This is a genomic window from Thermoleophilum album (assembly GCF_900108055.1).
Classification (GTDB): Bacteria; Actinomycetota; Thermoleophilia; order Solirubrobacterales; family Thermoleophilaceae; genus Thermoleophilum; species Thermoleophilum album.
The window spans coordinates 480,574-504,632 of sequence record NZ_FNWJ01000002.1 but is presented as its reverse complement, the minus strand read 5'-3'; the positions used below and the strand labels follow the sequence as shown (position 1 = coordinate 504,632).

Here is a 24,059-nt window from a genome sequence, read left to right as displayed (position 1 = left end):
GTCGCCAGCGCGCGCCGACTACTGGCCCGGAACCGCCGCCACCTGGGTGGCGGTGCGCTCGAGTGTCTGGTCGATCGTGGTGATCACGCGCTGCGACGCCTCGTAGGCGCGTAGCGAGGCGATCATGTCGACCATCGCCCGCGCGGGGTTGGTCGCCGACGCCTCCAGTGCCCCCGCGCGCACGGCGCCGCCGTTACCGGCCACCGCGCCCGCCACGTAGCCGTCGCCGAGCTTGCGCGGACGATCGAGCCGGACGGTTGCGAGCCTACGCGGATCGACCCGCCCATCGCCGCCCACCCGCACCGGCGCGCCGTCCTTTCCGAGCACCGCGTTGCCGAGCCCGTCGACGAGCGTGCCATCGGCGGCCCGCTGGAACTGGCCGTTGCGCGTGTAACGCACCCCTTGCGGCGTGCGAATCGCAAAGAACCCCTCGCCCTCGATCGCGAAGTCCAGCGGCTCGCCGGTCTCGCGCAGCGGCGCTGGCGAGAAGTCGGTGGTGCGACGGGCGATCACCGATCCCAGGCCGAGCGGGCCGACCGCCTCGCCGTCGCGCGTGTTGCTCAGCATCACGTCGGCGAAGCTCCGTTGGGACGCTCGGTCGGGCTTGTAGCCGGGCGTCGAGAGGTTGGCGATGTCGTTCGCGATCAAGTCCTGGCGAACGAGCTCGGCGAGCATCCCCGAGGCGGCGATGTACAGCCCGCGCTCCACGGCCCGCGTAATCGTCGGCGCCGCTGGTCGCTTGAGACCGACCACCGAGCAAGCTGCGACGATACGCGCGATGCAGCCGGTCGAGGTAGTGCTGCTGCGGGCCGGGCTGCCGGAGCTGCCGCTCTGGCCGGGCCGCGTGTTGGCCGCGCGGGTTTTGGAGCGCAGCGGCGACCGGGGCCTCTTGGCGCTCGCCGGGACGGTGCTCGAGGCGCGCCTGCCGGAGGGCGTCAAGGAGGGCGATCACCTGCGCCTGCGCGTCACCCGCCAAGCCGCACAGGAGCTGGTGCTGCGGGTAGTCGAAGAGGCGCCTGCGCAGAGCACGAGCGCGCCGGCAGCGCCGACGCCAGCGAGTGCCTTCGCAGCGGTCACGCTGCCTGGCGGCTTGCTGGTCTCGCGGGATCCCAACGGCGAGGGCGAGGCGCGCGGGGAACGGCCGCAGCGACGCGCGGTCTCGCTAGTGCTGCACTCGCCGCGCCTCGGCGAACTCCACCTCCGCGCCGAGCTGCTTGCGGGCCGGCTGCGCGCGCGCGTAGCGGCCGAGCCGGGCACGGTGCTGGAGGCGGCGCGGGCGCGGCTGCCCGCTCTGGAGGACCGTCTGCGCGGTCTCGGCCTGGAGCAGCTGGAGCTGGAGCTCGTCGCGCGCCGGGGGCCGGTCGACGCGTACGGATAGGGGGACGGTGGACAGCGAGCGTCGACTGGGTGGCGGCGGGCGGCCGAAGCGGGCAGCTGCGCTGCGCTACCGCGCGGGTGAAGACGCGGCGCCCCGCGTTGTCGCCACTGGCAGCGGCAAGCTCGCAGAGCGGATCATCGAGATCGCCCGGGAAGCGGGCGTGCCGGTGCGCGAGGACGCCGCTCTGGTGGACGCCCTCAGCCAGCTCGAGCTGGGTGCGGAGATCCCGCCCGAGCTGTACGCGGCGGTGGCGGAGCTACTCGTCTGGGCCTACGGACTCGACGTCAGCTTGCGCTCCCCAGAGGACCGCTAAGCGACCTCGCTGAACAGCGGCTCGTGTCCCGCCAGGGCCTCGCGCAGCTTCTGCTTAAGCCTGCCGTGGATCTGGCAAACGCGGCTCTCCGAGACCCCTAGGACGTCGCCGATCTCCCGCAGCGTCAAGCCCTTCGCGTAGAGCATCACAGCGACTTCCTGTTCGCGACGCGAAAGCTCGCGGAAGGCGCGGCGGAAGCGCTCCTTCGCCTCGTGGGCGGTCGCCGCTCGCTCGGGATCGGACTCGCGCGCCGTCGACTCAAGGGTGTCGACGCGCTCGATCTCGGTGTCGTCATCCTCGCTCGCCACGACCTGGTCGAGCGACGCGATCTCGGCGTTCTCAAGGGCCGCTCGACGCCGCAGCAGTTCGCGCTCGTCGAGTCCCAGCGCCTCGGCGAGCTCGCGCGTCGACGGTCGCCGCTGGTACACGGCCATGAAGTGCTGATCGACCTTGCGGATCTGGCGGTCGAGCGCCCGCAGCGAGCGCGGAGCCCAGTCCTGGCGGCGCAACTCGTCGAGCACGGCACCGTGAATCCGCGTCCAAGCGAACTGCTCGAGAGTGGCGCCCTTGGCGGGGTCGTAGCGATCGATCGCGTTGATCAGAGCGACCAGACCGCACGAGATTAGGTCCTCGACCTCGCAGTTGGCAGGAACCTCGCGGATCTTGCGGTACACGATGTGCTTGACCAACGGTGCGAAGGTCAGCACCAACCGGTTGCGCAGGTGCAGGGACCCGGTCCGCTTGTACTCGCGCCACAGTGCGAGTACATCGTGAGCTGCAGGGCGCCGGACGTCTTTGATCTCCAGTTTGAGCATTTGGGCCAGTCCTTCCTCCCGCATCAGGACGGCTTGGGCCGTCAAATTCGTCCACGGATGGGCGGTATCTCCCGGGCCTCGGATGCGACGAACGGGTGACGGCCGGGTCGAGTTCCTCTCCCGGACCGGTCCCGCGCCGGTCCTGCCCGTGCTCACCATCTCGGCCGCGTCGGCCGTGACATGAAGCCGTTCTGTTGCCGTTTTGGACGATCGTCCGGTCGCCGCCCTCAAGATCGGCGCGCCGCTGGCGACACCCGGGGCGATGGGACTCCGCCTCACGCCCTCGCGGGACCAGGGCTGCGGCGTTCGCCAACGGAGCGCGGCGCAGCGCGCGCCCTCGGCGACCGCGGTGCTGGTGCAGCGCGCCGCTACCGCCTGGCGTGCGCTCGACCGCAGGGCCCTGCTCGAGTGCCTGCGGGAGGCCGATCAGCTGGAGCCGCCACACGAGCCGTACCGCGCGCGGAAGGCGATGCTGGAGGGCGGCTTGGCGCTCGCCGGCCAGCTTGAGCCGCGACGGCTCGAACGCCTCTACCTGCTGCTTTGCGAAGCGGCGCTGACAGCGCTCGAGCCGGAACCGCGGGAGCCGGAACTACTGAACTACGCCGGCGTCGCCTTCTACGAGCTCGCCGCGCGGGACGTCGCCGGCACGCTCTTTGAGGCGACGCTCCGGCTCGATCCCGCGCACCCCGACGCTCGCCGCAATCTGCAAGCGGCGCGCAGCCGCCGACGCGTGCCGCCGCTGGCGGCGGCAACGGTCGCCACGGTCAAACGCCTTGGTGGGCGAGCGCGCGAGCTGGCGGCGGCGGCGCAACCGGTGTCCGGGCTTCGCCTGAGCCTCTGCATGATCGTCCGCGACGAGGAGGAGATGCTTCCGCGCTGCCTTGCCGCGGCCCGTGAGGCGGTCGACGAAATCGTCGTGGTCGACACCGGTTCGCGCGACCGCACGCGCGAGATCGCGCGCGACTTTGGGGCGCGCGTAATCGACTTCGCTTGGACCGGTTCGTTCGCCGACGCGCGCAACGTCTCGGTGGATGCGGCGACGGGCGATTGGATCCTGTTCCTCGACGCTGACGAGGTGCTGGTCGCCGACGACATTCCGAAGCTGCGGGCGCTCACCGGCCGTACCTGGCGCGAGGCCTTCCAGCTCGTAGAGACGAGCTACACGGGGGAGCTCGAGCACGGCACAGCGGTCACGCACAGCGCCCTGCGGATGTTCCGCAACCGCCCGATCTACCGCTTCCGAGGGCGCCTGCACGAGCAGTTCGCGTGGGCTTTGCCGGCCAGCTTGCCGGAGCGCATCGAGCAGACCGACGTGCGCGTCGAGCACTTCGGGTACCTGGGCGTGGTCCGCGACGCGCGCGACAAAGCGCGGCGCAACATCGAACTGCTGCTGCGCCAGGCGGAGGAGTCGCAGGCGAACTCCTTTCTCGACTTCAACCTCGGTTCGGAGTACCTGGCGATCGGCGACCTCGCAGGCGCGGTCCGTCATCTGCGGCGCGCTCGGGCGAACATCGATCGCGACGGCGGACCGCGCGTCCTGCAGTTCGTGCCGACGCTCTACGTGCGCCTCGCCCTGACGCTCCGGCAACTGCGCGCTTTCGACGAGGCGATCGAGGTGCTGGAGGAAGGCGCGCGGCTGTTTCCCGACCTCACCGATCTGGTGTTCGAGCGCGCCTGGGTCGAGGCGGAACGCGGACGCCTAGAGGAGGCAGAGCGCTTGTTCGAGCGGTGCCTCGAGATGGGGGAGGCGCCCAGCCGCTACACGAGCATGCGCGGCTGCGGCAGCCACCTGGCGCGGATCGGCCTCGCCGAGATCGCGACCAAACGTGGCGACACCGAGGCCGCGGAGCGTCACGCGCTGCTTGCGCTCGAGGAGGGTCTCGCACACCCGGCAGCGGTGCTGTTCGCCGCCTCCGTACTGGTCCGCCGGGGCGCGTCGGCGGAGGAAGTCACGGAAAGGGTCGAGCGGCGCCTAGCAGCGACCCCGACCAACGCCTTCCTGGTGGGGATCGCCCTCTACGAGGGCGGCCACGTAGCCGCCGCCGAGGAGCGGTTCCGCAAGGTCTGCGCGCTGCAGCCCGGCAACGACCGCGCGCGCGTCGCGCACGGCGAGGCCTTGTTGAGCATGAAGCGCTGGGCAGACGCGGCTGCGACGTGTGCCGGCGTGCCGGATGACTCGCCGGTCGCCGAAGCGGCGCGCCGCTGCGAGCTCTTCGCGCGGCTCGCGGCGGGCGACGCGGACACCGCGACAGCTGCGCTGGAGCGGGCGCGGGCGGTCCTTGACGCCGCCGAGCTCGCAGTCTTCGAGGGGTGGCGCGATCGCTTGAAGGGGCGCGACCCCGGGCTGCTGCCGGCCGCTTCGGCAGCGCTTCTCTGCCAGTGCCTGGAGGCGCTGCTACGGGTCGAGGAGATCGACACCTTCGCGCAGCTCGTGCCCCTGCTCGAGCGCTGCACGATCGCCGCGCGGGAACGCCGGGAGCTGCTCGCTGGCATCTACCTGCGGCGCGGCTTTCTGGATTCCGCGGCGGAGGAGTGGATCGCTGCCTGCCACGAGCACGGGCCCGACCCCGACGCGCTCATCGGGCTCGCCCAGGTGGCCTACGCGAAAGGCATGCTCGACGATGCCCTGGTCTTCGCCGAGGAGGCGCGTCAGCGCGCACCGACCGACGCCCGCTGCATCCACCTGCACCAGCATCTAGCGAGGCTCGCCGGGGCCGGGAGCGACGAAATGGCCGCACACCCCGAAAGGCCCTAAAGGGTCCCGCGCTCGCGCCGATTAGGCGGGCACTAGCACGCTCCCGGGTGTCGGCCACCAGACGCCCGCGTGCGCGTCGGCGATGAGCACGCTCCCACGCATAGCAAGCACCCACACACCCGCACCGCTCGTGGCTCCTGAGCGCCCACAACGCGAAGATGCCGGGGCGCCCAGCAACGCGGACGCGGCGCGGGAGGCGGAGCGCAAGCCGCAACGCGTGGCTTCCGAGCCCGCGGCAACGCTCGTGCCCTCGAACGTGACGCCGCTTCCCACCGAGGTGCACGCGGAGATCGCGGCGGCGTCCGCGCGCTTCGAGGAGCTGCGCGGTCTCGGCCGCGAGCTGCACTTCCTGGTCGACGAACAGACCGGCCGGGTGGTCGTGGAAGTGCGCGATCTCGAAGGTCGCCTGATCCGCCGCGTACCGCCGAGCGTCGCGCTCGACCTGGCGAGCGCGCCGGACCTCGGTCTCGGCGGCCCGCGCCGAACCTAGGGAAACGGCGATGGCGGGACCGTTGTTCACCTTCGGCGGGCTCGCGAGCGGGCTCGACACGAACTCGATCATCCAGCAGCTGCTGGCGATCGAGCGCCAGCCGCGCGCACGGCTCGAGCTCCAACAAGCGCGTCTCGACGCGCGCAAGCAGGCCCTCGGGCAAGTGGAGGCGCGGGTCATTGCGGTGCGCGACGCGCTCGAGGCGCTGCGCTCTGCCGCGACCTGGGCGCCTGTGCAAACGGTCACGTCCAGTAACGCCCAAACTGTCTCTGCGACCTTGAACGGCGCTGCCGGACCGGGTGGTTACCAGGTCAACGTCACGCAGTTGGCACGCGCCGAGCAGCGCACCTACAGCTACTCGTCGCCGTCCAGCGATTCGGCGCTGACGATCGGTTCTTGGACGACGACGGTGGCGGCGGGTACCAGCGCCGATCAGCTCGCCGCCCAGATCAACGCCGACGCCAACGCGCCGGTCTACGCGGTCGTCGTGCAAGGCAAGCTGGTTCTCTCGAGTCGCACGACCGGCAGCGGCGGGGCGTTCACGGCGAGCGCCTCCTTCCTTGTTGAGGACACGAGCGCGGCGCGGCCGGCCCAGGACGCGCAGTTCACCGTCGATGGCACCAGCTACGTGCGCCAGAGCAACCGCGTCGACGACGTGATCGCCGGAGTTGTCCTCGAGTTGCGGGCGACTACACCCACTACGCCGGTGACGATCACGGTCTCGCCGCCGGCGGTCGACCGAGCCGCGGTGAAACAGCGCCTGCGGGCGTTCGTCGACGCCTACAACCAGCTGGTCGATCTGGTGCGCAGCGACCTCTCTGAAACGCCGGTCAAGGACCCACGCACGACGGCCGACGCGCGCAAGGGGGCGCTGTACGCCGACTCCGGGCTGCGCGACATGCTCGACTCGCTACGGCGGCTAATCGCCGACCCGGTCGCTGGTTTGCCAACGAACCGCGACGAACTCGCGGAGATCGGCATCTCCACGGGCGCCGCGAGCGGCAGCGGCACGCCCTCGCCCGACGCCGTTGCCGGCAAGCTGCGCTTCGACGAGGCAGCCTTCGACGCCGCCTTCGACGCCGATCCACAGGGCGTGCAGCGGCTCCTCGGTGCGCTCACCGGCAGCGGTGGTGTGTCACAGCGACTAGCGGATGCGCTCGCTGCCTACGCCGGGCCGGGCGCGGTGCTCGACCAGCGTCAGTCGGGCGTCGACGCGGAGCTCAGCTTCGTGCGCGATCGGATGACGGCGATCGACCGTCGTCTCGAGCTCCGTGAGCAGCAACTGAGGGCCCAGTTCACGGCGATGGAGCAGGCGCTCGCGGCTGTGCAGTCGCAGGGGTCGTGGCTGCAATCGCAGCTCAACGGTCTGCTCGGATCGCAGCGTTCCTAGGCGACCGCTGGCTCGGCTCGCAGCATCTTTTTTTTGGCGACCGTAGCTCGGCGCTCACCGTCCGCTTGCGGGCGCGTTGCTGCGAAGCCGACGTCGTTCGCCTAAACGCCACGCGCGGCGCGCCGATCACCGGGGCGTGAAGCCGCCCTATGCGAGCGCTCGCTCCTATCGGGAGCAAGAGATCCTCACCGCGCCGCCAGAACGCCTGGTGGTCATGCTGTTCGAAGGCGCCGTCCGCTTCTTGACCAGGGCCCGCAGCGACCTCGAACGGGGTGACCTGGCCGGCTTTCACAGCCACCTAGGGAGGGCCGAAGCGATCATCGACGAGCTGCTCGCCACCCTCGACCTGCGACAAGGGGAGATCGCCGAGCGGCTGCAAGCGATCTACGTTTTCTGCAAGCGGCAGTTGGCGCAGGCGCGGATCGCCCGCGACGGTGATGGCGTAGCGCGCGTCGCCGGTTGGCTCGGCGAGCTGCGCGACGCGTTCGCGGAGGCTGCCAAGGCCGCTGCGCCGCCCGCAGCGGCTGGCGAGGCGACGGCCAGCGGGGCGCTGCGGGCGTGAACCCCGATACGCTGGTCGCTCTCTGGGAGCGCGCCTACGACGCGGCGCTACGCGGCGACGGGGAGGCGTTGCTGCACGCCCTGCGCGAACTCGAAGCGTGGCGCAGCGCGCCCGCCGCACCGGCGACGGCCGCTAGTGCTGGCAGCGTGCGGGCACTGCACGCCGCTTGCGCCCTACAGGCCGCCACGCTGCGGGTGGTGGAAGCGCAGCGGGGCCGCCTGGCAGGCGAGCTCCAGCTGATCGCGCGCGCACGCCGCCTGCACGGCGCCTACACGCCGGTCGCGCAGGCGTCGGCGCTCGAGGCCCGCGCCTGACGGCGCGCACCACCGTTCGCTAGCGGCGGCGACGCCGCGCCGCCTCAAGTCGCGCGGCGACCCGGCGAATACCGGGGCGTCCGTCCTCGAGCTCCGTCCGGGATGCAGCTCTTCGACCTCACCCAAACAGCGCTAGAGGCAGCGATCCGCGGGGCGTCGCTGCGCCAGGGGCTGCTCGCCTCGAACCTCGCGAACGTCAACACGCCCGGCTACCAGCGCCGCGACCTCGACTTCCACGCTGCCCTGCGCGCTGCGCTCGCGGCGGGCGATCCCGAGAACGTGCAGTTCGCACCGACCTTCGCCGCCGCGGGGCCGATGCGGGCCGACGGCAACACCGTCGACCCGGACCGCGAAGCCGCCGAGATCGCCAAGAACGGTCTCGACTTCGAGGCTTTGGTGCGCGTCGCGCGCGCGCGGATCTCGATCCTCGAGACGGCGATGGGGGTGGTGCGGTGAACGACGTCGCGAGCGCCGACCGCCGGTGTGCGGCCGAGAGCAGGAGGTGACCGCCGAGATGGGGCTTTTCGACGCGATCGATGTGGCCGGCAGCGCCCTCACCGCTGAGCGCGTGCGGATGGACGTGGCCGCCGACAACCTCGCCAACGCCGAGTCGACGCGCGCCAGCGGCGGCGGTCCCTACCGCCGCAAGCTGGTTTTGCTGCGGTCAGCTGGCGAGGGCACCTTCGCGGCGGTGCTCGGCCGTAGCCTTGCGTCGCTGAGACCGGCCGGCGTCGAGGTCGCGGGCATCGTCGCCGACCCCTCACCGGGACGTCTGGTCTACGACCCCGGCCACCCTGACGCCGACGCTCGCGGTTATGTGCGGATGCCGAACGTCAACCCGGTGGCGGAGCTCGTCGACCTGATCACCGCCTCGCGCGCTTACGACGCCAACGTCACGTCGATGCAAACCGCCAAGCAGATGTTCACGCGCACCCTCGAACTACTGCGGTGAGCGTGCCCGGACCGATCCAGGCGAGCGAGTGGTCGATCCCCGCTATCGGGGGACTCGGCCCAGAGGCACGGCTCGACACGAGCGCCCCGAACCAAGGCTTCGCCAGTGCCTTGGAACGTGCGCTTGCCGGCCTCGACGCCTCCCAGCAGCGGGCCTCCGAACAGGCGGCGGCACTCGCCGCCGGCGAGGCGCAAGACCCGACCGCGGTGGTGCTGGCGGTGGAGCGCGCGCAGCTCGCGATGCAGCTCGCCAACCAGGTGCGCAACAAGGCGGTCGAGGCCTACCAGGAGATCTTCAGGACGCAGGTCTAGCAGCAGCGCATTTGAGCGATGGGCGACCGGCTGCAACTTCTCCGTAACACCGACCTGCGGGGCAGGCTCGGGATCATCGTGTCCGTCGGGGCAATTCTGGCGGTCGCCTTCCTGCTCTACTCGCTGGTCGCGCGCACCAGCTATACGACGATGCTCACCGGACTCGACCCCGCGGAGACCGGCAAGGTCACCGCCGCCCTCGACCAGCACGGGATCGCCTACAAGCTCGAGAACAACGGAACGGCGCTGGCCGTCGACTCCAGCAAGACCGCAGAGGCGCGGGTCGCGCTCGCCCAGGCAGGGCTGCCGGGACGCTCGCAGCCCGGCTTCGAGCTGCTCGACAAGCAAAAGCTGGGAGCCAGCGACTTCCAGCAGCGAGTCGCCTACCAGCGCGCCCTCGAGGGCGAGATCGCGCGCGCCCTCGAGCAGATTGACGGCGTCAGCTCAGCGCAAGTGCAACTGACCCTTCCGCAAGACCGGCTGTTCGTCGACAACCGCCAGAAACCGACCGCGGCAGTGGTCATCTCGGGGAACGTCGGCGGCCTCGACCCTCAGGCGGTGCGCGGGATGGCGCGGCTGGTGGCGGCCAGCGTCGAGGGTCTGAACCCCAACGACGTCACCATCACCGACTCCAGCGGACAGCTCCTGTGGCCGCAGGCCGGCGGCGACGGCGCCGGCGAGGCCAGCAAGCAGGCCGCCGAGGCGCGCTACGACCAGGAGCTCGAGACGCGACTGAACGCGCTGCTGACGCGCACGATCGGTCCCGGTAAGGGCCAGGTGCAGGTGAGCTCCGACCTCGACGTCGATCACACCACCCAGGAGAAGCTGATCTACGCGCGCCAAGGCACGCCGCTGCGACGCACGGTCGAGCAGGAACAGCTGCAGGGTGGTGGTGGCGCCGGTGGCGTCGCCGGCACCGGCGGCAACATCCCGACGTTCGCCCAGCAAGGTGTCGGCGCCGGCGCCGGATCGAACTACCGGCGGCGCAACGAACAAACCGACTTCGGTGTCAGCAAGACGGTCGAGCGACGCCGTGTCGCGCCGGGAACGATCCGCCGTCAGAGCGTGGCGCTGGTGCTCGACACGTCGGTGCCGCCGGCCTCGGTGCGCGCCCTCCAGCAAGCGGTAGCGGCGGCCGCGGGCATCGATCCCAAACGCGGCGACCAGCTGACCGTCAGTCGCGTCCGCTTCGCGCCCGCGCAAGCGCCCGCGGGATCGCCGATCGGCGACGCCCTCGGTTACCTCAAGTGGCTCGCCCTCGGGCTCGCTGCGCTCGCCTTCCTGTTCTTTGTTGTCCGCCAGCTCCGTCGTCGTGAGCAGGAGCAGCTGGCCGACCCCGTCTGGCTGCGCGAGATCACGGCCCCCCGCCGCCTCGCGGAGCTCGAGGCGATGCGCCCCGAAGAGCAGCCGACGAGCGTGATGCCGGCCGTCGCCGCGGGCCCGGTGCAGCAGCGCGAGCCGGTCGGTGCGAGCGGCGGCTACGAGAGCTCCGCCCACCGCACGGACGTCGAGCGACTGGCTGACGAGCAGCCCGACCGCCTGGCACAGCAGGTTCGCGCCTGGATGCGCGAGAGCTGAGAGGTGACAAGCAGCGACGATGAGCGAGACCGCAGCCAACGGCCCGTCGCCCGCCGACGCGAGCGCCGTGCTGCTCGATGAGGAGCCGCAGGCGGCGTCGCCGCCACCGCCGGTTCCCGAGCCGACGCGCGCGGCCGCGAGCGGCCGCGGCCGGTCCGCGCCAACGCTACGCGGGGTGCGCAAGGCCGCAGCCTTCCTCGTCAGCCTCGGACCCGAACGGGCGGCGCAGGTGATGAGCCACCTCAGCGAGTACGAGGTCGAGCAGCTAACGGTGGAAATCGGCAAGCTCCGCGGGGTCCCGCCGGAGGCGATCGAGCAGATCTGGCGCGAGGTTGAGGAGAACGCGGCCGCTCAGCGCTTCGTGGTCGAGGGGGGCATCGACTTTGCGCAGGCGGTGCTCGAGCAGTCGCTCGGTGCCGAGCGGGCGCAGGAGATCATCGCGCGCGTCACCGCCGGCGCACAGCACCCCCAGTTCGAGTTTTTGCGCCGCACCCCGCCCGAGCAAATCGCCGCGTTCCTGCAGAACGAGCGTCCCCAGACGATCGCGGTGGTCGTCGCCAACCTTGACACGGCGCTGGCGGCAAAGGTCTTGGCGCGTTTCGAGCCGAACTTGCAGGCGGAGGTCGCGCGCCGGATCGCCGCGATGACCGAGACCAACCCGGACGTCGTGCGCGAGGTCGAGACCGTCATGCGCATGAAGCTCTCGAGCGTGATCGGCAGCGGCTACGAGGAAGCGGGCGGCGTCAAGTCGCTGGCGCAGATCCTCAACAGCGCCGACCGTGCCACCGAGCGCAACGTGCTCGAGCGTCTGGGTGAACAGGATCCCGAACTCGCGCAGCAGGTGCGGGACCTGCTGTTCGTGTTCGAGGACATCGTCAAGCTCGACGACCGCGCGCTGCAGCTGGTGCTGAAGGAGGTTGACCAGGCCGACCTGCCCCTCGCTTTGCGGGGCGTCAGCGAAGAGGTGAGGGACAAGATCATGCGCAACCTCTCGCAGCGGGCGCAGGAGATCCTGCGCGAGGAGATGGAGCTCCAGCCACCGCAACGGCGCTCGGTGGTGGAGGAAGCGCAGGCGCGCATCGTCGCGGTGGTGCGCAAACTGGAGGAGTCGGGTGCGATCACGATCGGGCGCGGCGACGATGACCTCGTCACCTGAGCCGTTCGCGTTCGCGCGACTGGCGCCGCCTCCGGCGGTCGATGAGCGAGCTCAGGCAGCAGAGCGTGAGGCAGCGCTCGCTGCTGCCCGCCATGAAGGCTTCGAAGCAGGCCGGGAGGCGGGTCGGGCAGAAGTCGAGGCGCAAGTGCGCGAGCAGCTTGATGCGGCGCTCACGGCGCTCGCCGAGGCGACCGCGCTGCTCGCCGAGGAGCGCGTACGGGCCGCCCAGGCCGTCGAGCGTAAGGCCGTCGAGCTGGCCCTTCGGATCGCCGAGAAGGTGGTCGCCGGGACCATCGAGGTTGACCCGGCACGGGTGCTCGACGTCGTTGCCGGGGCCCTACAAAGGCTGGTCGAGCGCGAGCGCGTGACCGTCGTCGTCAGTCCCGAAGACCTCGAGCTGGTACGGCAGGGGATCGAAGACGTCGCTGCGCGGCTCGGCGGCATCGAGCACCTGGAGGTGCAAGCCGATCGCCGGGTGCAGCGCGGCGGCGCGTTGGTGCGAACCGCCGACGGCGAAGTGGACGCCACGATCGAGAGCAAGCTCGAGCGCGTGCGCGAGCTGGTCGCCGGCATCGTCGGCGAGCGATGACAGTGCTGCCCGACGGTCCGCTCGCCGACGCGCTGCGCGCAGTGCGCGACGGCGACCTGCATCGCCGGCGGGGGCGCGTTCGTGACCTCATTGGGCTGATCGTCGAAGCGACCGGCCTCGAAGCGCCCCTTGGCGAGGTCTGCATGATCGACGCCGGTCGCACGAGACCACCGGTACCGGCCGAGGTGGTCGGCTTCCGCGAGGGCAGAACGCTGCTGATGCCGCTCGGCGAGCTCAGCGGCGTGCGCCCCGGTACCAACGTCCGCGCGACCGGCTCGGCGCTGCGTGTCGGGGTCGGCGAGGGGCTTTTGGGGCGCGTGCTCGATGCGCTCGGGCGGCCCCTCGACCGCGCTGCGCCGACCGGTCCGCTGAGCGCCGTGGCGATCGAGCGCGAGCCACCAGGGGCGCTCGAGCGGCGCCGGATCAGTGAGCGCGTGCGGCTCGGCGTGCGCGCACTCGACGCGCTCGTCCCCTGCGGGCGCGGTCAACGGCTCGGCATCTTCGCTGGCTCGGGCGTCGGCAAGTCGTCGCTGCTGGGGATGATCGCCCGCGCTACCTCCGCCGACGTCAACGTGATCTGCCTGGTCGGTGAGCGCGGCCGTGAGGTGCGCGAGTTCGTCGAGCGTGACCTCGGCAGCGCGCTCGAGCGCAGCGTCGTGGTGGTGGCGACATCGGATCAGCCCGCGCTGTTGCGGATTCGCGCCGCCCTCACCGCCACCGCGATCGCCGAGTGGTTCCGCGATCGCGGTTGCGACGTGCTGTTGATGATGGACTCGGTGACCCGCTTCGCGATGGCGCAGCGGGAGATCGGCCTGGCGGTTGGCGAGCCACCGGCCACACGCGGCTACACGCCCTCCGTGTTCGCCCTGTTGCCAAAGCTGCTCGAGCGTTCCGGCACCAGCGCTTCCGGCACGATCACCGGTCTTTACACGGTGCTCGTCGAGGGCGACGACATGAACGAACCGATCGCCGACCAGGTGCGCTCGATCCTCGACGGGCACGTGGTGCTCTCGCGCGAGCTCGCGCACGCCGGCCACTACCCGGCGATCGACGTGCTGGCCAGCGTTTCCAGGCTCGAACACGAGCTGCTCGACGCCGCCGTGTTGGCGGCCGGGCGCACGCTCCGGGCGTTGCTCGCCGCGCTGCGCGACAAGGAGGACCTGATCGCGATCGGTGCCTATAGATCCGGCAGTGACCCGCGCGTCGATGCCGCCCTCGCACTGCGCGACGAGATCGAGGATTTCCTGCGCCAGCCGCTCGAACACGCCTCGACCCTGGAGGAGGCCGACACCCGCCTGCTGTCGCTTGCGCGCGCCGCCGAGGAGCTTCAGGCGAGCGCGCCGCAGCCGGCGGAAACGTCGGCCAGCGACCGCGCTCCGGAGCCGCGCGATCTCACGGGAGCGAGCGCAATACCACCGCTCGAACTCGCGCCCTGGCAGCCCTGAAGCGCGCGCCGCTGCGGGCGAATAACGGGGTGATGGCAGCCTCCGCCCGAGCCCAGTCGTCGGTCAACGGCGACGGTCCGACAGTCGAGGTCGTCGACTTCCGGCGTCCGGCGAAGTTCACGCGGGAGCACATTTGGCGGCTCGGGCACGCCCACGAGACGTTCTGCCGCTCGGCCGCGACGCGGCTAGCCACCGAGCTGCGCACGGGCGTCGAGCTGAGCGTCGGCGAGACCGAGCAGGTGCCGTTCGGGGCGGTCGTGCTGGAGTCGACGACGCGCTCGCTGATCACCACGATCGAGGTACAGCCCGTCGACACCCGCATCGCGCTGCTCGTCGACCTGCGGCTGGCGCTGTTGTTCGTCGACCGTCTGCTCGGCGGGTCGGGGGAGGTCGCCAAAGAGGGCGAGCCCGAAGACCCCACCGACCTCGAGATAGCCGTCGCCCGCAAAGCGATTGCCGGCCTCGTCGACACGCTTTCGACGACCTGGCTGGACCTCGCGGGCGTCACCCTAACGCCCGGGCCGACCACGACTTCGACGCTCGCGCCGCAGATCGTCTCGCCGAGTGAGGCGACGCTCGCGCTCAACCTCGAAGCGCGGATCGATGCTCTCGAGTCGCGGATCGTGCTGCTGCTGCCTTACGCGTCGATGCTGCCGATTCTCGATCGCCTGGAGTTTCGACGCGGCGAAGGCCCGCCCGCCGACGCCGAAACGGCGGCTGCCCTCGAAGCGGCGGTGCGGCGGGTGGAGGTCGACGTGCGGGTCGAGGTTGGCGCCCTGGAGCTGCCCCTGCGCGAAGTGTTAGCGCTGCGACCCGGCGACGTTCTACCGCTGCGACGACCGGCTGCCGAGGGCGTGACGGTGTGCATCGGCGACCTGCCCACCTACGTCGCTCAGCCGGGCCGCGACGGGGCGCGTAAGGCCGTGCAGATCGTGCGTCGCTGGGGGACCGCGGGATGAGCGCGCAGCAGCCGCGGAAGGTGCCCGCGGAGGCGCTCCTCGAAGTGCCTGTTCGTCTGTGGGTGGAGCTCGGGCGCACGCGCATGCTCGCCGCCGAGGCGGCGGCGCTCGACGCCGGGGCGGTGGTGGACCTCGAACAGGCTGTCGAGGAGCCGCTCGAGGCGTTCGTCGAGGGGCGCCTGTTCGCTCGCGGTCAGCTCGTGCTGGTGGACGGCGAATGGGCGTTGCGGATCGACGAGGTGTTGACGGCTGCGCCGCAGGCGGTCGGTACAGCAGACGCCAGCGGCGTTCGCGCGAGCGCCGTCGAACGGCCGTCCAACGGCGGTGCGGAGGGCGCCGGGAGGACCGACTAAGGGGGAGTCGTGGGGCAGGGTGAACGGTTCAAGTTCCGGCTCGAGCGGGTGCGCACGGTGCGCGAGCACGCCGAGCGTGAAGCGCGCGAAGAGTTGGCCGAAAGCATCCGCCACCGCCTGCGCGGCGAGGCGCTGCTCGCGCAGGCGCGGCAGCTTGTCGCGAGCGCACGGGTCAGCCGCGCGACCGCCGGTAGCGGAACGTACGCCGCCGCCTCCGAACTCGTCGCCCTGCAGGCCTGGCTGGAGCGCGTCGAGTTCGCCGCGGCGGAAGCGCAGCGGGAGCTTGAGCGCGCGCGCCGCGCCGAGGAGCAGCGCAAGGCCCGAGCGATTCAGGCTCTGCAGGAGCGCAAGGCGCTTGACCGGCTGCGCGAGCGGCGCCTCGAGCAACACCTGCGGACGCTGCGTCGGCGCGAGGCGCTCTTGCTCGACGAACTTGCGCGCCGGCGTGGGGGTGAGGCCGCGTGACTCTCGTCACCGCCGCCAACCGCGTCGCCGAGCTCGAGGCGATCGTCGCCCGTCTCAGCGGCAGCGCGCCGGCCGCGGCCTCGGTCTCGTTCGCAGCGACCCTCGAGCGGGCTGCCGGTAGCTCGCCGCAGGGCTCCTTCCCCGCCACCGCGCAGACGGCCGCCACCGGCGTCGGCGGCGACGTGCCGTACGGGGAGCTGATCGACCAGGCGGCCGCTCGCTACGGCATTGACCGCAACGTACTGCGCGGGCTTATCCGCGCCGAGTCGGGCTTCAACCCTCGTGCCACCAGCCCCGCCGGTGCGGCCGGGCTCACCCAGCTGATGCCAGCGACGGCCCGCGCCCTCGGGGTTTCCGATCCGTACGAGCCGGCGCAAGCGATCGACGCCGGGGCGCGCTACCTGCGCCAGCAGCTCGACGCCTTCGGCGGCGACTACCGCCTAGCGCTCGCCGCCTACAACGCCGGTCCCGCGGCGGTGCGCCGCTTCGGCGGCGTGCCGCCGTACGCCGAGACGCGGGCGTACGTGCAACGAGTGTTGGCGTACGCGGCCGCCTATGGGCAGGGGGGTGGCGCGTGACTCTGCGCGTCGACAGCCAGGCGTTGGCACCGCCCTTGCCAACTCGGCAAAGCAAGGAACCGCGGGGCGAGCCGCCCCCCGACCCGGGTGGGGGCTTCGCGCTGCTGCTTGCGGCCTGGACCGCCGTCGCGGAGGGCCGAGACCGAGGGGGGGATACCGCAGCGAACGCTGCCGGCGAGGCTTCCGGGGAAGGCGTGCGCGGCCCGAGCGAGCGAGCTGCCGCGGCACCGGTCGAGCAGGCGACGGGCGCGAGCTCGCCGCTAGGCGAGGCGCCCGCCGCAAGTGCGGCGGCAGGTGCCAGCGGGGCCCCCGCCGGCTGCACGGGCGCAGGGCCAGCGGCCGCGCAGTGCTCGTCCCTGGCCGCTGGCGAACCCGGCAGCGGGGAGCGCAGGTCCACAGGCATCGGTTCGCCCGCGCTGCCCAGCCAGCCGCGAGGCGCGCCTGCTGGCGCGCCGCAGATCGCGACGACCGGCCAGCCGCAGGGCGTGACGACCGGCGAGCCCTCCTCGCAGTCCGGCGCCGGTCTCCGCGCGTTGCCTGCGGGCGTGCCGGTGCCCGCGAACGTCGAGGGCGAGCAGCGGCCAGCAGCGCCGCCGACGCCGCTACCAGCTACGGGCGCGAGCGATGGCGCAGCCGGCCAACCCCCGGTCGTCCCGAACGACCAGCCTGCGGCAGCGGGAGGGCACGCTGCTGCCGAGCGAAGTGCCCCCGACGCCAGCGGGAGCGCGCAGCCGCCGCAGTCGCCTGCATCGCACCCCGCGGGCGTCACAGTGACCTACGGCGCGCAGCCAGGGTCGGCGGTACCACCGGGGGCACACCCCGACCCCGAGAGTCCGCCGACGGCTGCCAGCGACCAACAGCACGGCCCTCCGCAAACGACCGCCGACGCGCGACACAAGAGCGCAGAGACGACAGTCGCCGAGCGGCCCGGCAGCGCCGCCCCGGCCGGCGACGGCGCCGCTGCGAGCACTGCTGGCGCGGCCACAAGCAGCGCCGGGGCAGCTGCCAGCGGAACGGGCACCACGCCTTCGTCCGGCGGGCCGAGCGTCGCGCAGCCGCCGCACCAGCGCCTATTCGAGGCGGCCCGAACCGCGGTGTGGACGCTCGCCACGCGCGGTGGGCAACACGCGCGCCTGCGCCTGCGCCCACCGACGCTCGGCGAGCTCGAAGTGCGCCTGCACGAGCGGGAGGGGGCTTTGCAGGTGCGTATCGTCGCCAGCGAAGAGTCCAGCGCGCGTGCGTTGGCGGCCACCGCCGACCAATTGCGACGCGCTCTCGAGCGCCAAGACTTGCGGGTCGTGACGCTCGAGGTGGAGAGCGCGCCGGCGAGCTCGCCTGGCACGGGCGCGCCGAGCGAGCGACAGGGCACTGACGGACGCTCGCCGACCGGCGCTCCGGCGCAAGGGCACGCGGCCGGCAACGAGGCGCTGCGCCTGGCGAGCGGCGAGGGGGAGGAGGAAGCACCGGAAGCGACCGCTCGCACCGTCGTTGTCGCACGAGGTTTCGTGATCGACGTGCTGGCCTAGCACGGGGAGGGGAGCGATGAGCACGGTTCAAGGAACGAGCAGCACCGCCACCAGCGCCACGCCCGCCGTCGGCGGCTCGACCAGCGGTGGCGCTGGCACGCGCTCGCTCGGCGCTGCGGGAATCGACAAGGACGCCTTCATGAAGCTGCTGGTCGCGCAGCTGCGGATGCAGAACCCGCTGTCGCCGCTCGACAACGAGGCGTTCATCGCGCAGATGACGCAGTTCGCGACGCTCGAGCAGGTCCAGGCGGTAGCCGCCTCGAGCGCCCGCGTCGAGCGTGCGGAAGCCCAGCAGCGGGCGATCTCGTTGATCGGCAAAACCGTCACCTACGGCCCGGAGAACGAGCGTCAGAGTGGCCGTGTGGTGCGGGTCGAGCTGGCCGACGACGGACCGGCTCTGGTGCTCGACAACGGCGGGCGCACGAGCCTCGAGCGGGTGGTTGGGGTGAGCCCGTGACGAACGGCGATCCTCGCATCGGTCCCTTCCTGCCGGGCGCGCCGGCTAGCGAGGCGACGCGCGCGGCGCCGCTGCGCGCGCCGCGCGCCGGCGACACGGCACGGCCGGGGCAGCCGAGTTTCGCCGAGCATCTGGCGCGCGCTACGCGCCAGCTGAGCTTCTCCAAGCATGCGCTGCAGCGGCTCGAACGACGCAACATCGAACTCGACCCGGCGCGCCTCGCGCGACTGCACGCCGGTGTCGAGCGGGCAGCGGCGAAGGGTTCCCGCGACGCCGTGGTCTTCGTCGACGGTGTCGCCTTCGTGGTGTCCGTGCGGAACCGCACGGTGGTGACGGCAGTCGACCGCGAGCACATGCGCGAACACGTTTTCACCAACATCGACAGCGCGGTGATCGCATGAGGCGGGTGGGAGCACCTCACGGAGAGGACCGCGCACGCGGCGGGGGACGTTCGTTTCCCGCCGCCCACCGGGACACAGCGACCCGCCGCCGGGCGGCGGCCACTGACAAGGAGGGCAGGAAGCGATGATGCGCTCGATGTACGCCGCGATCAGCGGCTTGCGCACGCACCAAACGATGCTCGACGTGACGGCGAACGATCTCGCCAACGTCAACACCGTCGGCTACAAGGGTGCGCGCACCACTTTCAAGGACTCGCTCGCACAGCTCCAGCGCGGAGCGTCCGCGCCCGCGGGCGGCCAGGGCGGCACCAATCCTCTGCAGGTGGGGCTCGGTGTGCAGCTCGGCTCGGTCGACAACCAGATGACGACCGGTGCCCTGCAGTCCACCGGCAACCCCCTCGACGTCGCGCTGCAAGGCGACGGCTTCTTCAGGGTTGCTCTCGGTACGCCACCGGCGGCACCGGCTGCCGCCTCGGTTCAGTACACGCGAGCCGGGTCGTTCACCCTCAGCAGTCAGGGCTACCTGGTCACCCAAGAGGGCTGGTACGTGCTCGGCACCGGCGGCGCCAACCCGCCGTACATCCAGATCCCGGCGGGCTCGACCAACGTCTCAATCGGGAGCGACGGCACCGTCACCTACATCGACAACACCGGCACCCTTCAGACAGCGGGGCAGATCGAGCTCGCGAAGTTCAGCAACCCGGCGGGGCTCATGCGCATGTCGGGCAACCGTTGGGCGGAGACGCCGAACTCCGGGGCGCCGCAGCTTGGAGCGCCCGGCTCCAACGGCTTCGGCCAGACGATCGCTGGCACCCTTGAGATGTCGAACGTGGACCTCGCCAGCGAGTTCACCGACATGATTACCGCGCAACGCGGATTCCAGGCGAACTCACGGGTGATCTCGACGACCGACGAGATGTTGGCGGACCTCGTGAACCTCAAGCGTTAGCGCTTGGTCAGCGCCGGGACGCGCCCCGGCGGGAGCGGAGGCCACGGACTAGTGAGGACGGACGTGGACGGACCCTCCGCTCCTGGCGGGGCGCGAACCGGCGACTGGCGCCGTGCGCGCCCCGCTGCAGGGCGCAGAGACACCGGAGGAGGGCGGATGATTCGGCTTCATCGCATCGGCCACGACCACGCCGAGCTGTACCTCAACTGCCAGCTCGTGCAACAGGTCGAAGCCTGCCCGGACACCACGATCACGCTGGTCACTGGCAGCAAGGTGGTCGTCTCGGAGACGTGCGAGCAGGTGATCGAGCGCATCCGCGCGTGGCACGCCAGCGTTGCGGCCGCCGCGCTCGCAGGCGACGTCGACCCTGCCGCGGTGGCGCGGCGGTAGCGCGCTGAAGATCCGCCGGCCCCGGTCGATCACCGGAGTGGGGGACCGATGAAGGCGACTACCGCCATCGGCATTGCGCTTGCCTGCGGCCTGATCGCGATCGGCGCGCGGATGGAGGGAACGCAGCTTGCCGCCCTCATCAACATTCCGGCGACCCTGTTCGTGTTCGGCGGCACCTTCGGTGCGGTGATGGCCGGCACGAGCTTCGAGCGGGTGAAGGCCATCCCGCGCCTGTACCAGATAGCGATCAAGGGCGAGGAGCCCGATCCGATGGCACGCATCGACCTGATGACGAGGCTGGCGGAGACCGCCCGTCGCGAGGGTCTCCTGGCGCTCGAGGCGGAGCTCGACCAAGTCGACGATCGCTTCACCCGCAAGGGCATCCAGATGGTCGTCGACGGCACCGACCCCGATGTCATGAGGGACGTCCTGGAGATCGAGATCGAGGCGCTCGAACAGCGCCACGCCGACGCGCGGCGGGTGTTCGAAAAGGCCGCCGGTTTCGCGCCCACGATGGGCATTCTTGGGACCGTCCTGGGCTTGGTTAACGTCCTCCAGAACCTCGATGACCCAGGCAGCCTGGGGCCCGCGATCTCGAGTGCCTTCATCGCCACGCTGTTCGGCGTTGGCTCCGCCAACGTCGTGTTCTTTCCGGTGGCCAACCGCCTCAAGGAGCTCACCGAGGCGGAGGTGCGACTGCGCACTATGACCCTCGACGCAGTGCTCGCGGTGCTCGAGGGCGAGAACCCGCGGGTGCTACGCGAGAAGCTTCTGAGCTTCGTGCCGCCGGAGCTCGCCGCGGCCAGCTCCGGGGGTCAGGCGCGCGCTGCGGGGCGCGCCCCCGCTGAGCAAGGTTCCCTCGCCGCCGAACCGGCGGCCGAGGCGGTAGCGGCCTAGCGGGATGGCCGGCAGGCGCGCGTCACGGCGGCGCCGCGCCGCCCATGCCGAGCACGAGAACGAGGAGCGGTGGCTCCTCACCTACTCCGACATGATCACCTTGCTGATGGCGCTGTTCATCGTGATGTTTGCGATCTCGAACGTGAACAAGTCGAAGCTGGAGGCGCTGCGGCAGTCACTCGAACAAGCCTTCTCCGGTGCAATCCTGCCGGGCGGTCACACCGTCCGCCAAGTCGCGCCACCCTCGCGGAGTCCCGCGCCACCGCAGGCCGGACAAGCGCAGTCGGAGCTCGTCGAAAACCAGATCCAGCGCGACGACGCTGACTTCCGGGAAATCAAGCGTCGCCTCGACCGCTATATCCATGCCCACCATCTCGAACGCGAGGTGCGAACGCTGATCGACGAGCGCGGTCTGATGATCCGCTTGCTCACCGACCGCATCCTCTTCGACTCCGGCTCCGCGGAACTCAAGTCGCAGTCCGCGCCGTTGTTGTCGGCGGTTGCCGACATGTTGAAGCTGCGGGCGGGTCTCCCGATCTCCGTCGAGGGACACACCGATCCGGTGCCGATCAGCGGCCGCTACCCGAGCAACTGGGAACTCTCAACGGCGCGTGCGGCGCGCGTCGTGCGGGCACTGGTCGCGCGAGGAATCCCCGCCCAGAGCCTCAGCGCCACGGGCTACGCGTGGCTGCACCCGATTGCGTCCAACGCCACACCCGCCGGACGCGCACGCAACCGCCGGGTCGAAATCGTGCTGCTGCGCAGCGGCTTAGCCCAAAGGCAAACCGGGCCGCTCACGAACGCGCTGCGCGTGTCGATCACCCAGGGTGCGGGAGCGACGCGCTGATGGGGAAGTTTTTGAAAAACAAGAAAGTGCTCGTACCGGTCCTCGCGCTGGTCGTGGTACTCGGCGCCTGGAAGGTCGTCTTCGCCAAGTCGCCCGCCGAGAAACACAAGATCGAGGGCGAGGTCTACGTGCTCCCGAAGGAGTTCCTCGTGAACCTCGCCGACGGGCGTTACGCGAAGGTGAGCGTGGCGCTGGTGCTGGCGCCGGGCGAAGCCGCAGCGTCTGGTGGGGGCCATGGCGGTGGGGGCTCGCCACCAGAGGGCTACGGCCCACTCCCGCAGGAAGCCGTGGTGCGCGACGTGGTCGTCGACGAGCTGACCGCCGCCTCCGACCGCGACCTGATCGATCGCGCTGCTCGCCACGCCCTCAAACGACGGATCGCGCGAGCAATCGAGAAGCACAGCGACGTGAAGGTCGAGGACGTTCTCTTCACCGACGTCACCGTGCAGTGAGAGAGGAGCGGTGATGGCCGACGAAATCCACTTCGAGCAACTGCCCGCGGGCGACGCCGGAGTGAGCGACGCCGACCTTGGGCGGCTGGCGGACGTCGAGGTCGAGGTGAGCGTCGAGATCGGCAGGCGGCGCATGACGATCGCCGAAACCCTCGAGCTCGCCCCAGGTTCGCTGATCGCACTTGGCCGCCCGGCTGGCGATCCCGTCGACCTACTCGTCAACGGCCGGCGCATCGGTCGCGGCGAGGTGGTGGTGATCGACGATGAGTTCGGGCTGCGGGTGACGGAGGTCGTGTCGCCTTCCCGCCGCACCCGCGGTCGCCCGCCTGAAGCACCACCCGAGGCCGACCCGGCACGCCCGCAGCGGCCCAATGGGGCGGAGGGGCCGGACGAGGCGGGGACCCACGTAGCCGCCGCCTGAGCGCTCGGCCGCAGCTGCGCGCGCCGCAGCGCGTCCGCTCAAGGGCGGCGAGCACCCTCCGATTACGCGGGCGTCCGTCCTTGCTGGCGCCCCACGGGGCGCCGCGGAAGTCCGTCCGTCCGAATGGTCACACGAGCGACTGCGCTGAGCTTGCGTGTAGCCGGTCTCGGCGGTGCGCTGCTCGTCTCCGTGCTGGCGCCCCCCGCCGAGGCCGCGCGCGACCTCGGTGAGCGCACGCCACTGGATCTCGGACCGGCGCCCGATCCAGCGCAGGCAGCCAGCACCGGCGGCGGCTCCGGCCTCGGGCGCATGCTGCTCGGCCTGGTGATCGTGGTGGCCGCGATCTACGGCCTGTACTGGGTTATGCGGCGCTTCAAGTTGGGTGCGCAGCCGCGGGTCCAAGGCCGGGCGTTGCGCCAGCTCGCTGCGCTGCCGCTGGCGCCGGGCCGCTCGCTGCACCTCGTTCAGGTCGGGCGCCAGGTGGTGCTGGTGGCGAGTGCCGAGCGTTGCGTCACAGCGCTAGCGCGCTTCGACGAGCGTGAGGCGGCGGCCCAGGGGTTCCCGACGCTCGGCGACGAAGGGGAGTCGGCGAGCGCGCCGGCGCTCGCCAGTGGTCGCGGCTTGGCGGCGGAGCTGGTTGAGCGACTTAGGCGGATGACGGTGCGCGGATGAAGCTGCCGGGAACCAGCGACGCCGTCCAGCTGTTCTTGCTGCTCACGGCGCTGAGCGTGCTGCCGGCGCTGCTCTTCACCGTTACCAGCTTCACCCGCATCCTGATCGTGCTCGGCTTCGTGCGGGTCGGCCTCGGCATGCCGAACGCCCCCCCGAACCAGGTGCTCGTGGGGATCGCCCTGTTCCTCACGCTGTTCGTGATGGCCCCGACCTTCGCTCGCGTCAAGGAGGTCGCGATCGATCCCCTGCGCGCTCAACAGATCAGCCAGGAGACGGCGATCCGTCGCGGTCAGGTGCCGGTGCGCGAGTTCATGTTCCGCCAAACCCGACCGGAGACGCTCGGCATGTTCGTGCAGCTGGCGCGCATCCGTCGGCCGCGCACGCGGGCCGATGTGCCGACCTGGGTCTTGATCCCCGCTTTCGTGGTGAGCGAGCTGCGGACCGCTTTTCAGATTGGCTTTCTCGTGTTGCTGCCGTTCCTGGTGATCGACCTCGTGGTCTCGGCGACGTTGATGAGCATGGGCATGATCATGCTGCCCCCGGTCTTCATCTCGTTGCCGTTCAAGGTCCTGCTGTTCGTGCTGGTCGATGGCTGGGACCTGATCACCCGCTCGCTGGTCGAGAGCTTCCACGTGTGAGGAGCG

31 protein-coding genes are annotated in these 24,059 nt (G+C 71.2%); 29 read left to right on the top strand and 2 right to left on the bottom strand.

The genetic code is table 11. From position 1 onward, the window contains the following. Window positions 1–18: 18 nt before the first annotated feature. Entirely contained in the window at window positions 19–708 is a 690-nt protein-coding gene (locus BLW41_RS08510) for a flagellar hook-basal body protein (protein WP_093118168.1), read from the bottom strand. A gap of 70 nt (window positions 709–778) precedes the next feature. On the opposite strand from BLW41_RS08510, the gene BLW41_RS08505 reads away from it, so the two are divergent. Together BLW41_RS08505 and BLW41_RS08500 are read left to right on the top strand one after the other, a co-directional pair. Further along, the gene (locus BLW41_RS08505; RefSeq protein ID WP_177169432.1) at window positions 779–1,378 is read left to right on the top strand and encodes a flagellar hook-length control protein FliK; all 600 of its coding nucleotides are present in this window, start codon (window positions 779–781) and stop codon (window positions 1,376–1,378) included. Between the two features lie 7 nt (window positions 1,379–1,385). Then, window positions 1,386–1,691, top strand: coding sequence for an EscU/YscU/HrcU family type III secretion system export apparatus switch protein (locus BLW41_RS08500; protein WP_218138349.1), 306 nt, complete (start codon window positions 1,386–1,388; stop codon window positions 1,689–1,691). Here BLW41_RS08500 and BLW41_RS08495 read toward each other — a convergent pair. Further along, the gene (locus BLW41_RS08495; protein ID WP_177169431.1) at window positions 1,688–2,506 is read right to left on the bottom strand and encodes a sigma-70 family RNA polymerase sigma factor; all 819 of its coding nucleotides are present in this window, start codon (window positions 2,504–2,506) and stop codon (window positions 1,688–1,690) included. The genes BLW41_RS08500 and BLW41_RS08495 overlap by 4 nt on opposite strands. A gap of 202 nt (window positions 2,507–2,708) precedes the next feature. On the opposite strand from BLW41_RS08495, the gene BLW41_RS08490 reads away from it, so the two are divergent. The 27 genes from BLW41_RS08490 to fliP all read left to right on the top strand — a co-directional run bounded on the left by BLW41_RS08490 (window position 2,709) and on the right by fliP (window position 24,053). Further along, the gene (locus BLW41_RS08490; RefSeq protein ID WP_093118163.1) at window positions 2,709–5,261 is read left to right on the top strand and encodes a TPR domain-containing glycosyltransferase; all 2,553 of its coding nucleotides are present in this window, start codon (window positions 2,709–2,711) and stop codon (window positions 5,259–5,261) included. A gap of 82 nt (window positions 5,262–5,343) precedes the next feature. Then, window positions 5,344–5,751, top strand: a complete 408-nt coding sequence (locus BLW41_RS08485) for a flagellar protein FlaG (protein ID WP_093118161.1) — start codon at window positions 5,344–5,346, stop codon at window positions 5,749–5,751. Window positions 5,752–5,761: 10 nt separating this feature from the next. Further along, window positions 5,762–7,141, top strand: coding sequence for a flagellar filament capping protein FliD (gene fliD, locus BLW41_RS08480; protein WP_093118159.1), 1,380 nt, complete (start codon window positions 5,762–5,764; stop codon window positions 7,139–7,141). 136 nt (window positions 7,142–7,277) lie between these two features. Next, window positions 7,278–7,703 (top strand): flagellar export chaperone FliS, encoded by a 426-nt coding sequence (gene fliS, locus BLW41_RS08475; protein WP_177169430.1) that lies wholly within the window; start codon window positions 7,278–7,280, stop codon window positions 7,701–7,703. Continuing rightward, on the top strand, window positions 7,700–8,017 hold the full coding sequence (locus tag BLW41_RS08470; protein WP_093118155.1) for a hypothetical protein: 318 nt from the start codon (window positions 7,700–7,702) through the stop codon (window positions 8,015–8,017). The genes fliS and BLW41_RS08470 overlap by 4 nt, the downstream gene beginning before the upstream one ends. Before the next feature lie 102 nt (window positions 8,018–8,119). Then, window positions 8,120–8,473 carry a flagellar basal body rod protein FlgB gene (flgB, locus tag BLW41_RS08465; RefSeq protein ID WP_093118153.1) on the top strand — a complete coding sequence of 118 codons (354 nt, stop codon included), beginning with the start codon at window positions 8,120–8,122 and terminating at the stop codon, window positions 8,471–8,473. Window positions 8,474–8,531: 58 nt separating this feature from the next. Next, window positions 8,532–8,969, top strand: coding sequence for a flagellar basal body rod protein FlgC (flgC, locus tag BLW41_RS08460; protein ID WP_093118948.1), 438 nt, complete (start codon window positions 8,532–8,534; stop codon window positions 8,967–8,969). Window positions 8,970–8,971: 2 nt separating this feature from the next. Continuing rightward, complete coding sequence (fliE, locus tag BLW41_RS08455) at window positions 8,972–9,280, top strand: flagellar hook-basal body complex protein FliE (RefSeq protein WP_177169429.1); 309 nt, start codon at window positions 8,972–8,974, stop codon at window positions 9,278–9,280. An 18-nt stretch (window positions 9,281–9,298) separates the two neighbouring features. After that, entirely contained in the window at window positions 9,299–10,858 is a 1,560-nt protein-coding gene (gene fliF, locus BLW41_RS08450) for a flagellar basal-body MS-ring/collar protein FliF (RefSeq protein ID WP_093118149.1), read from the top strand. Window positions 10,859–10,877: 19 nt separating this feature from the next. After that, window positions 10,878–12,014, top strand: coding sequence for a flagellar motor switch protein FliG (gene fliG, locus BLW41_RS08445; protein WP_093118147.1), 1,137 nt, complete (start codon window positions 10,878–10,880; stop codon window positions 12,012–12,014). Continuing rightward, window positions 11,998–12,603, top strand: coding sequence for a FliH/SctL family protein (locus BLW41_RS08440; RefSeq protein ID WP_093118145.1), 606 nt, complete (start codon window positions 11,998–12,000; stop codon window positions 12,601–12,603). The genes fliG and BLW41_RS08440 overlap by 17 nt, the downstream gene beginning before the upstream one ends. Next, a complete protein-coding gene (locus tag BLW41_RS08435; RefSeq protein ID WP_093118143.1) occupies window positions 12,600–14,048 on the top strand; it encodes a FliI/YscN family ATPase in 1,449 nt (482 codons plus the stop codon). The genes BLW41_RS08440 and BLW41_RS08435 overlap by 4 nt, the downstream gene beginning before the upstream one ends. 32 nt (window positions 14,049–14,080) lie before the next feature. Continuing rightward, window positions 14,081–15,007, top strand: coding sequence for a flagellar motor switch protein FliM (locus BLW41_RS08430; RefSeq protein ID WP_093118141.1), 927 nt, complete (start codon window positions 14,081–14,083; stop codon window positions 15,005–15,007). Further along, window positions 15,004–15,360: a FliM/FliN family flagellar motor switch protein gene (locus BLW41_RS08425; protein ID WP_093118139.1), complete on the top strand. Its 357-nt coding sequence runs from the start codon at window positions 15,004–15,006 to the stop codon at window positions 15,358–15,360. Before BLW41_RS08430 ends, BLW41_RS08425 begins: the two co-directional genes overlap by 4 nt. A 9-nt stretch (window positions 15,361–15,369) precedes the next feature. Then, window positions 15,370–15,825, top strand: a complete 456-nt coding sequence (locus BLW41_RS08420) for a flagellar export protein FliJ (RefSeq protein WP_093118138.1) — start codon at window positions 15,370–15,372, stop codon at window positions 15,823–15,825. After that, a complete protein-coding gene (locus BLW41_RS08415) occupies window positions 15,822–16,403 on the top strand; it encodes a lytic transglycosylase domain-containing protein (protein ID WP_093118136.1) in 582 nt (193 codons plus the stop codon). Before BLW41_RS08420 ends, BLW41_RS08415 begins: the two co-directional genes overlap by 4 nt. 1,094 nt (window positions 16,404–17,497) lie before the next feature. Then, a complete protein-coding gene (locus tag BLW41_RS10745) occupies window positions 17,498–17,929 on the top strand; it encodes a flagellar hook-length control protein FliK (RefSeq protein ID WP_143038667.1) in 432 nt (143 codons plus the stop codon). A gap of 16 nt (window positions 17,930–17,945) precedes the next feature. Continuing rightward, a complete protein-coding gene (locus BLW41_RS08405; RefSeq protein ID WP_093118132.1) occupies window positions 17,946–18,386 on the top strand; it encodes a flagellar hook assembly protein FlgD in 441 nt (146 codons plus the stop codon). Beyond that, the gene (locus BLW41_RS08400) at window positions 18,383–18,787 is read left to right on the top strand and encodes a TIGR02530 family flagellar biosynthesis protein (protein ID WP_218138347.1); all 405 of its coding nucleotides are present in this window, start codon (window positions 18,383–18,385) and stop codon (window positions 18,785–18,787) included. Before BLW41_RS08405 ends, BLW41_RS08400 begins: the two co-directional genes overlap by 4 nt. 124 nt (window positions 18,788–18,911) lie before the next feature. Next, the gene (locus BLW41_RS08395) at window positions 18,912–19,736 is read left to right on the top strand and encodes a flagellar hook-basal body complex protein (RefSeq protein WP_093118130.1); all 825 of its coding nucleotides are present in this window, start codon (window positions 18,912–18,914) and stop codon (window positions 19,734–19,736) included. A 156-nt stretch (window positions 19,737–19,892) separates the two neighbouring features. Then, on the top strand, window positions 19,893–20,126 hold the full coding sequence (locus BLW41_RS08390; RefSeq protein WP_093118129.1) for a flagellar FlbD family protein: 234 nt from the start codon (window positions 19,893–19,895) through the stop codon (window positions 20,124–20,126). Between the two features lie 48 nt (window positions 20,127–20,174). Beyond that, window positions 20,175–21,023 carry a flagellar motor protein gene (locus BLW41_RS08385; RefSeq protein WP_093118127.1) on the top strand — a complete coding sequence of 283 codons (849 nt, stop codon included), beginning with the start codon at window positions 20,175–20,177 and terminating at the stop codon, window positions 21,021–21,023. Between the two features lie 4 nt (window positions 21,024–21,027). Beyond that, window positions 21,028–21,870: an OmpA/MotB family protein gene (locus BLW41_RS08380; protein ID WP_093118125.1), complete on the top strand. Its 843-nt coding sequence runs from the start codon at window positions 21,028–21,030 to the stop codon at window positions 21,868–21,870. Then, the gene (locus BLW41_RS08375; RefSeq protein ID WP_093118123.1) at window positions 21,870–22,322 is read left to right on the top strand and encodes a flagellar basal body-associated FliL family protein; all 453 of its coding nucleotides are present in this window, start codon (window positions 21,870–21,872) and stop codon (window positions 22,320–22,322) included. The genes BLW41_RS08380 and BLW41_RS08375 overlap by 1 nt, the downstream gene beginning before the upstream one ends. Before the next feature lie 13 nt (window positions 22,323–22,335). Next, the gene (fliN, locus tag BLW41_RS08370; RefSeq protein ID WP_093118121.1) at window positions 22,336–22,743 is read left to right on the top strand and encodes a flagellar motor switch protein FliN; all 408 of its coding nucleotides are present in this window, start codon (window positions 22,336–22,338) and stop codon (window positions 22,741–22,743) included. A gap of 150 nt (window positions 22,744–22,893) precedes the next feature. After that, on the top strand, window positions 22,894–23,415 hold the full coding sequence (locus tag BLW41_RS08365) for a FliO/MopB family protein (RefSeq protein WP_177169428.1): 522 nt from the start codon (window positions 22,894–22,896) through the stop codon (window positions 23,413–23,415). Beyond that, window positions 23,412–24,053 carry a flagellar type III secretion system pore protein FliP gene (fliP, locus tag BLW41_RS08360; protein WP_093118118.1) on the top strand — a complete coding sequence of 214 codons (642 nt, stop codon included), beginning with the start codon at window positions 23,412–23,414 and terminating at the stop codon, window positions 24,051–24,053. The genes BLW41_RS08365 and fliP overlap by 4 nt, the downstream gene beginning before the upstream one ends. The last annotated feature ends 6 nt before the right edge of the window (window positions 24,054–24,059 follow it).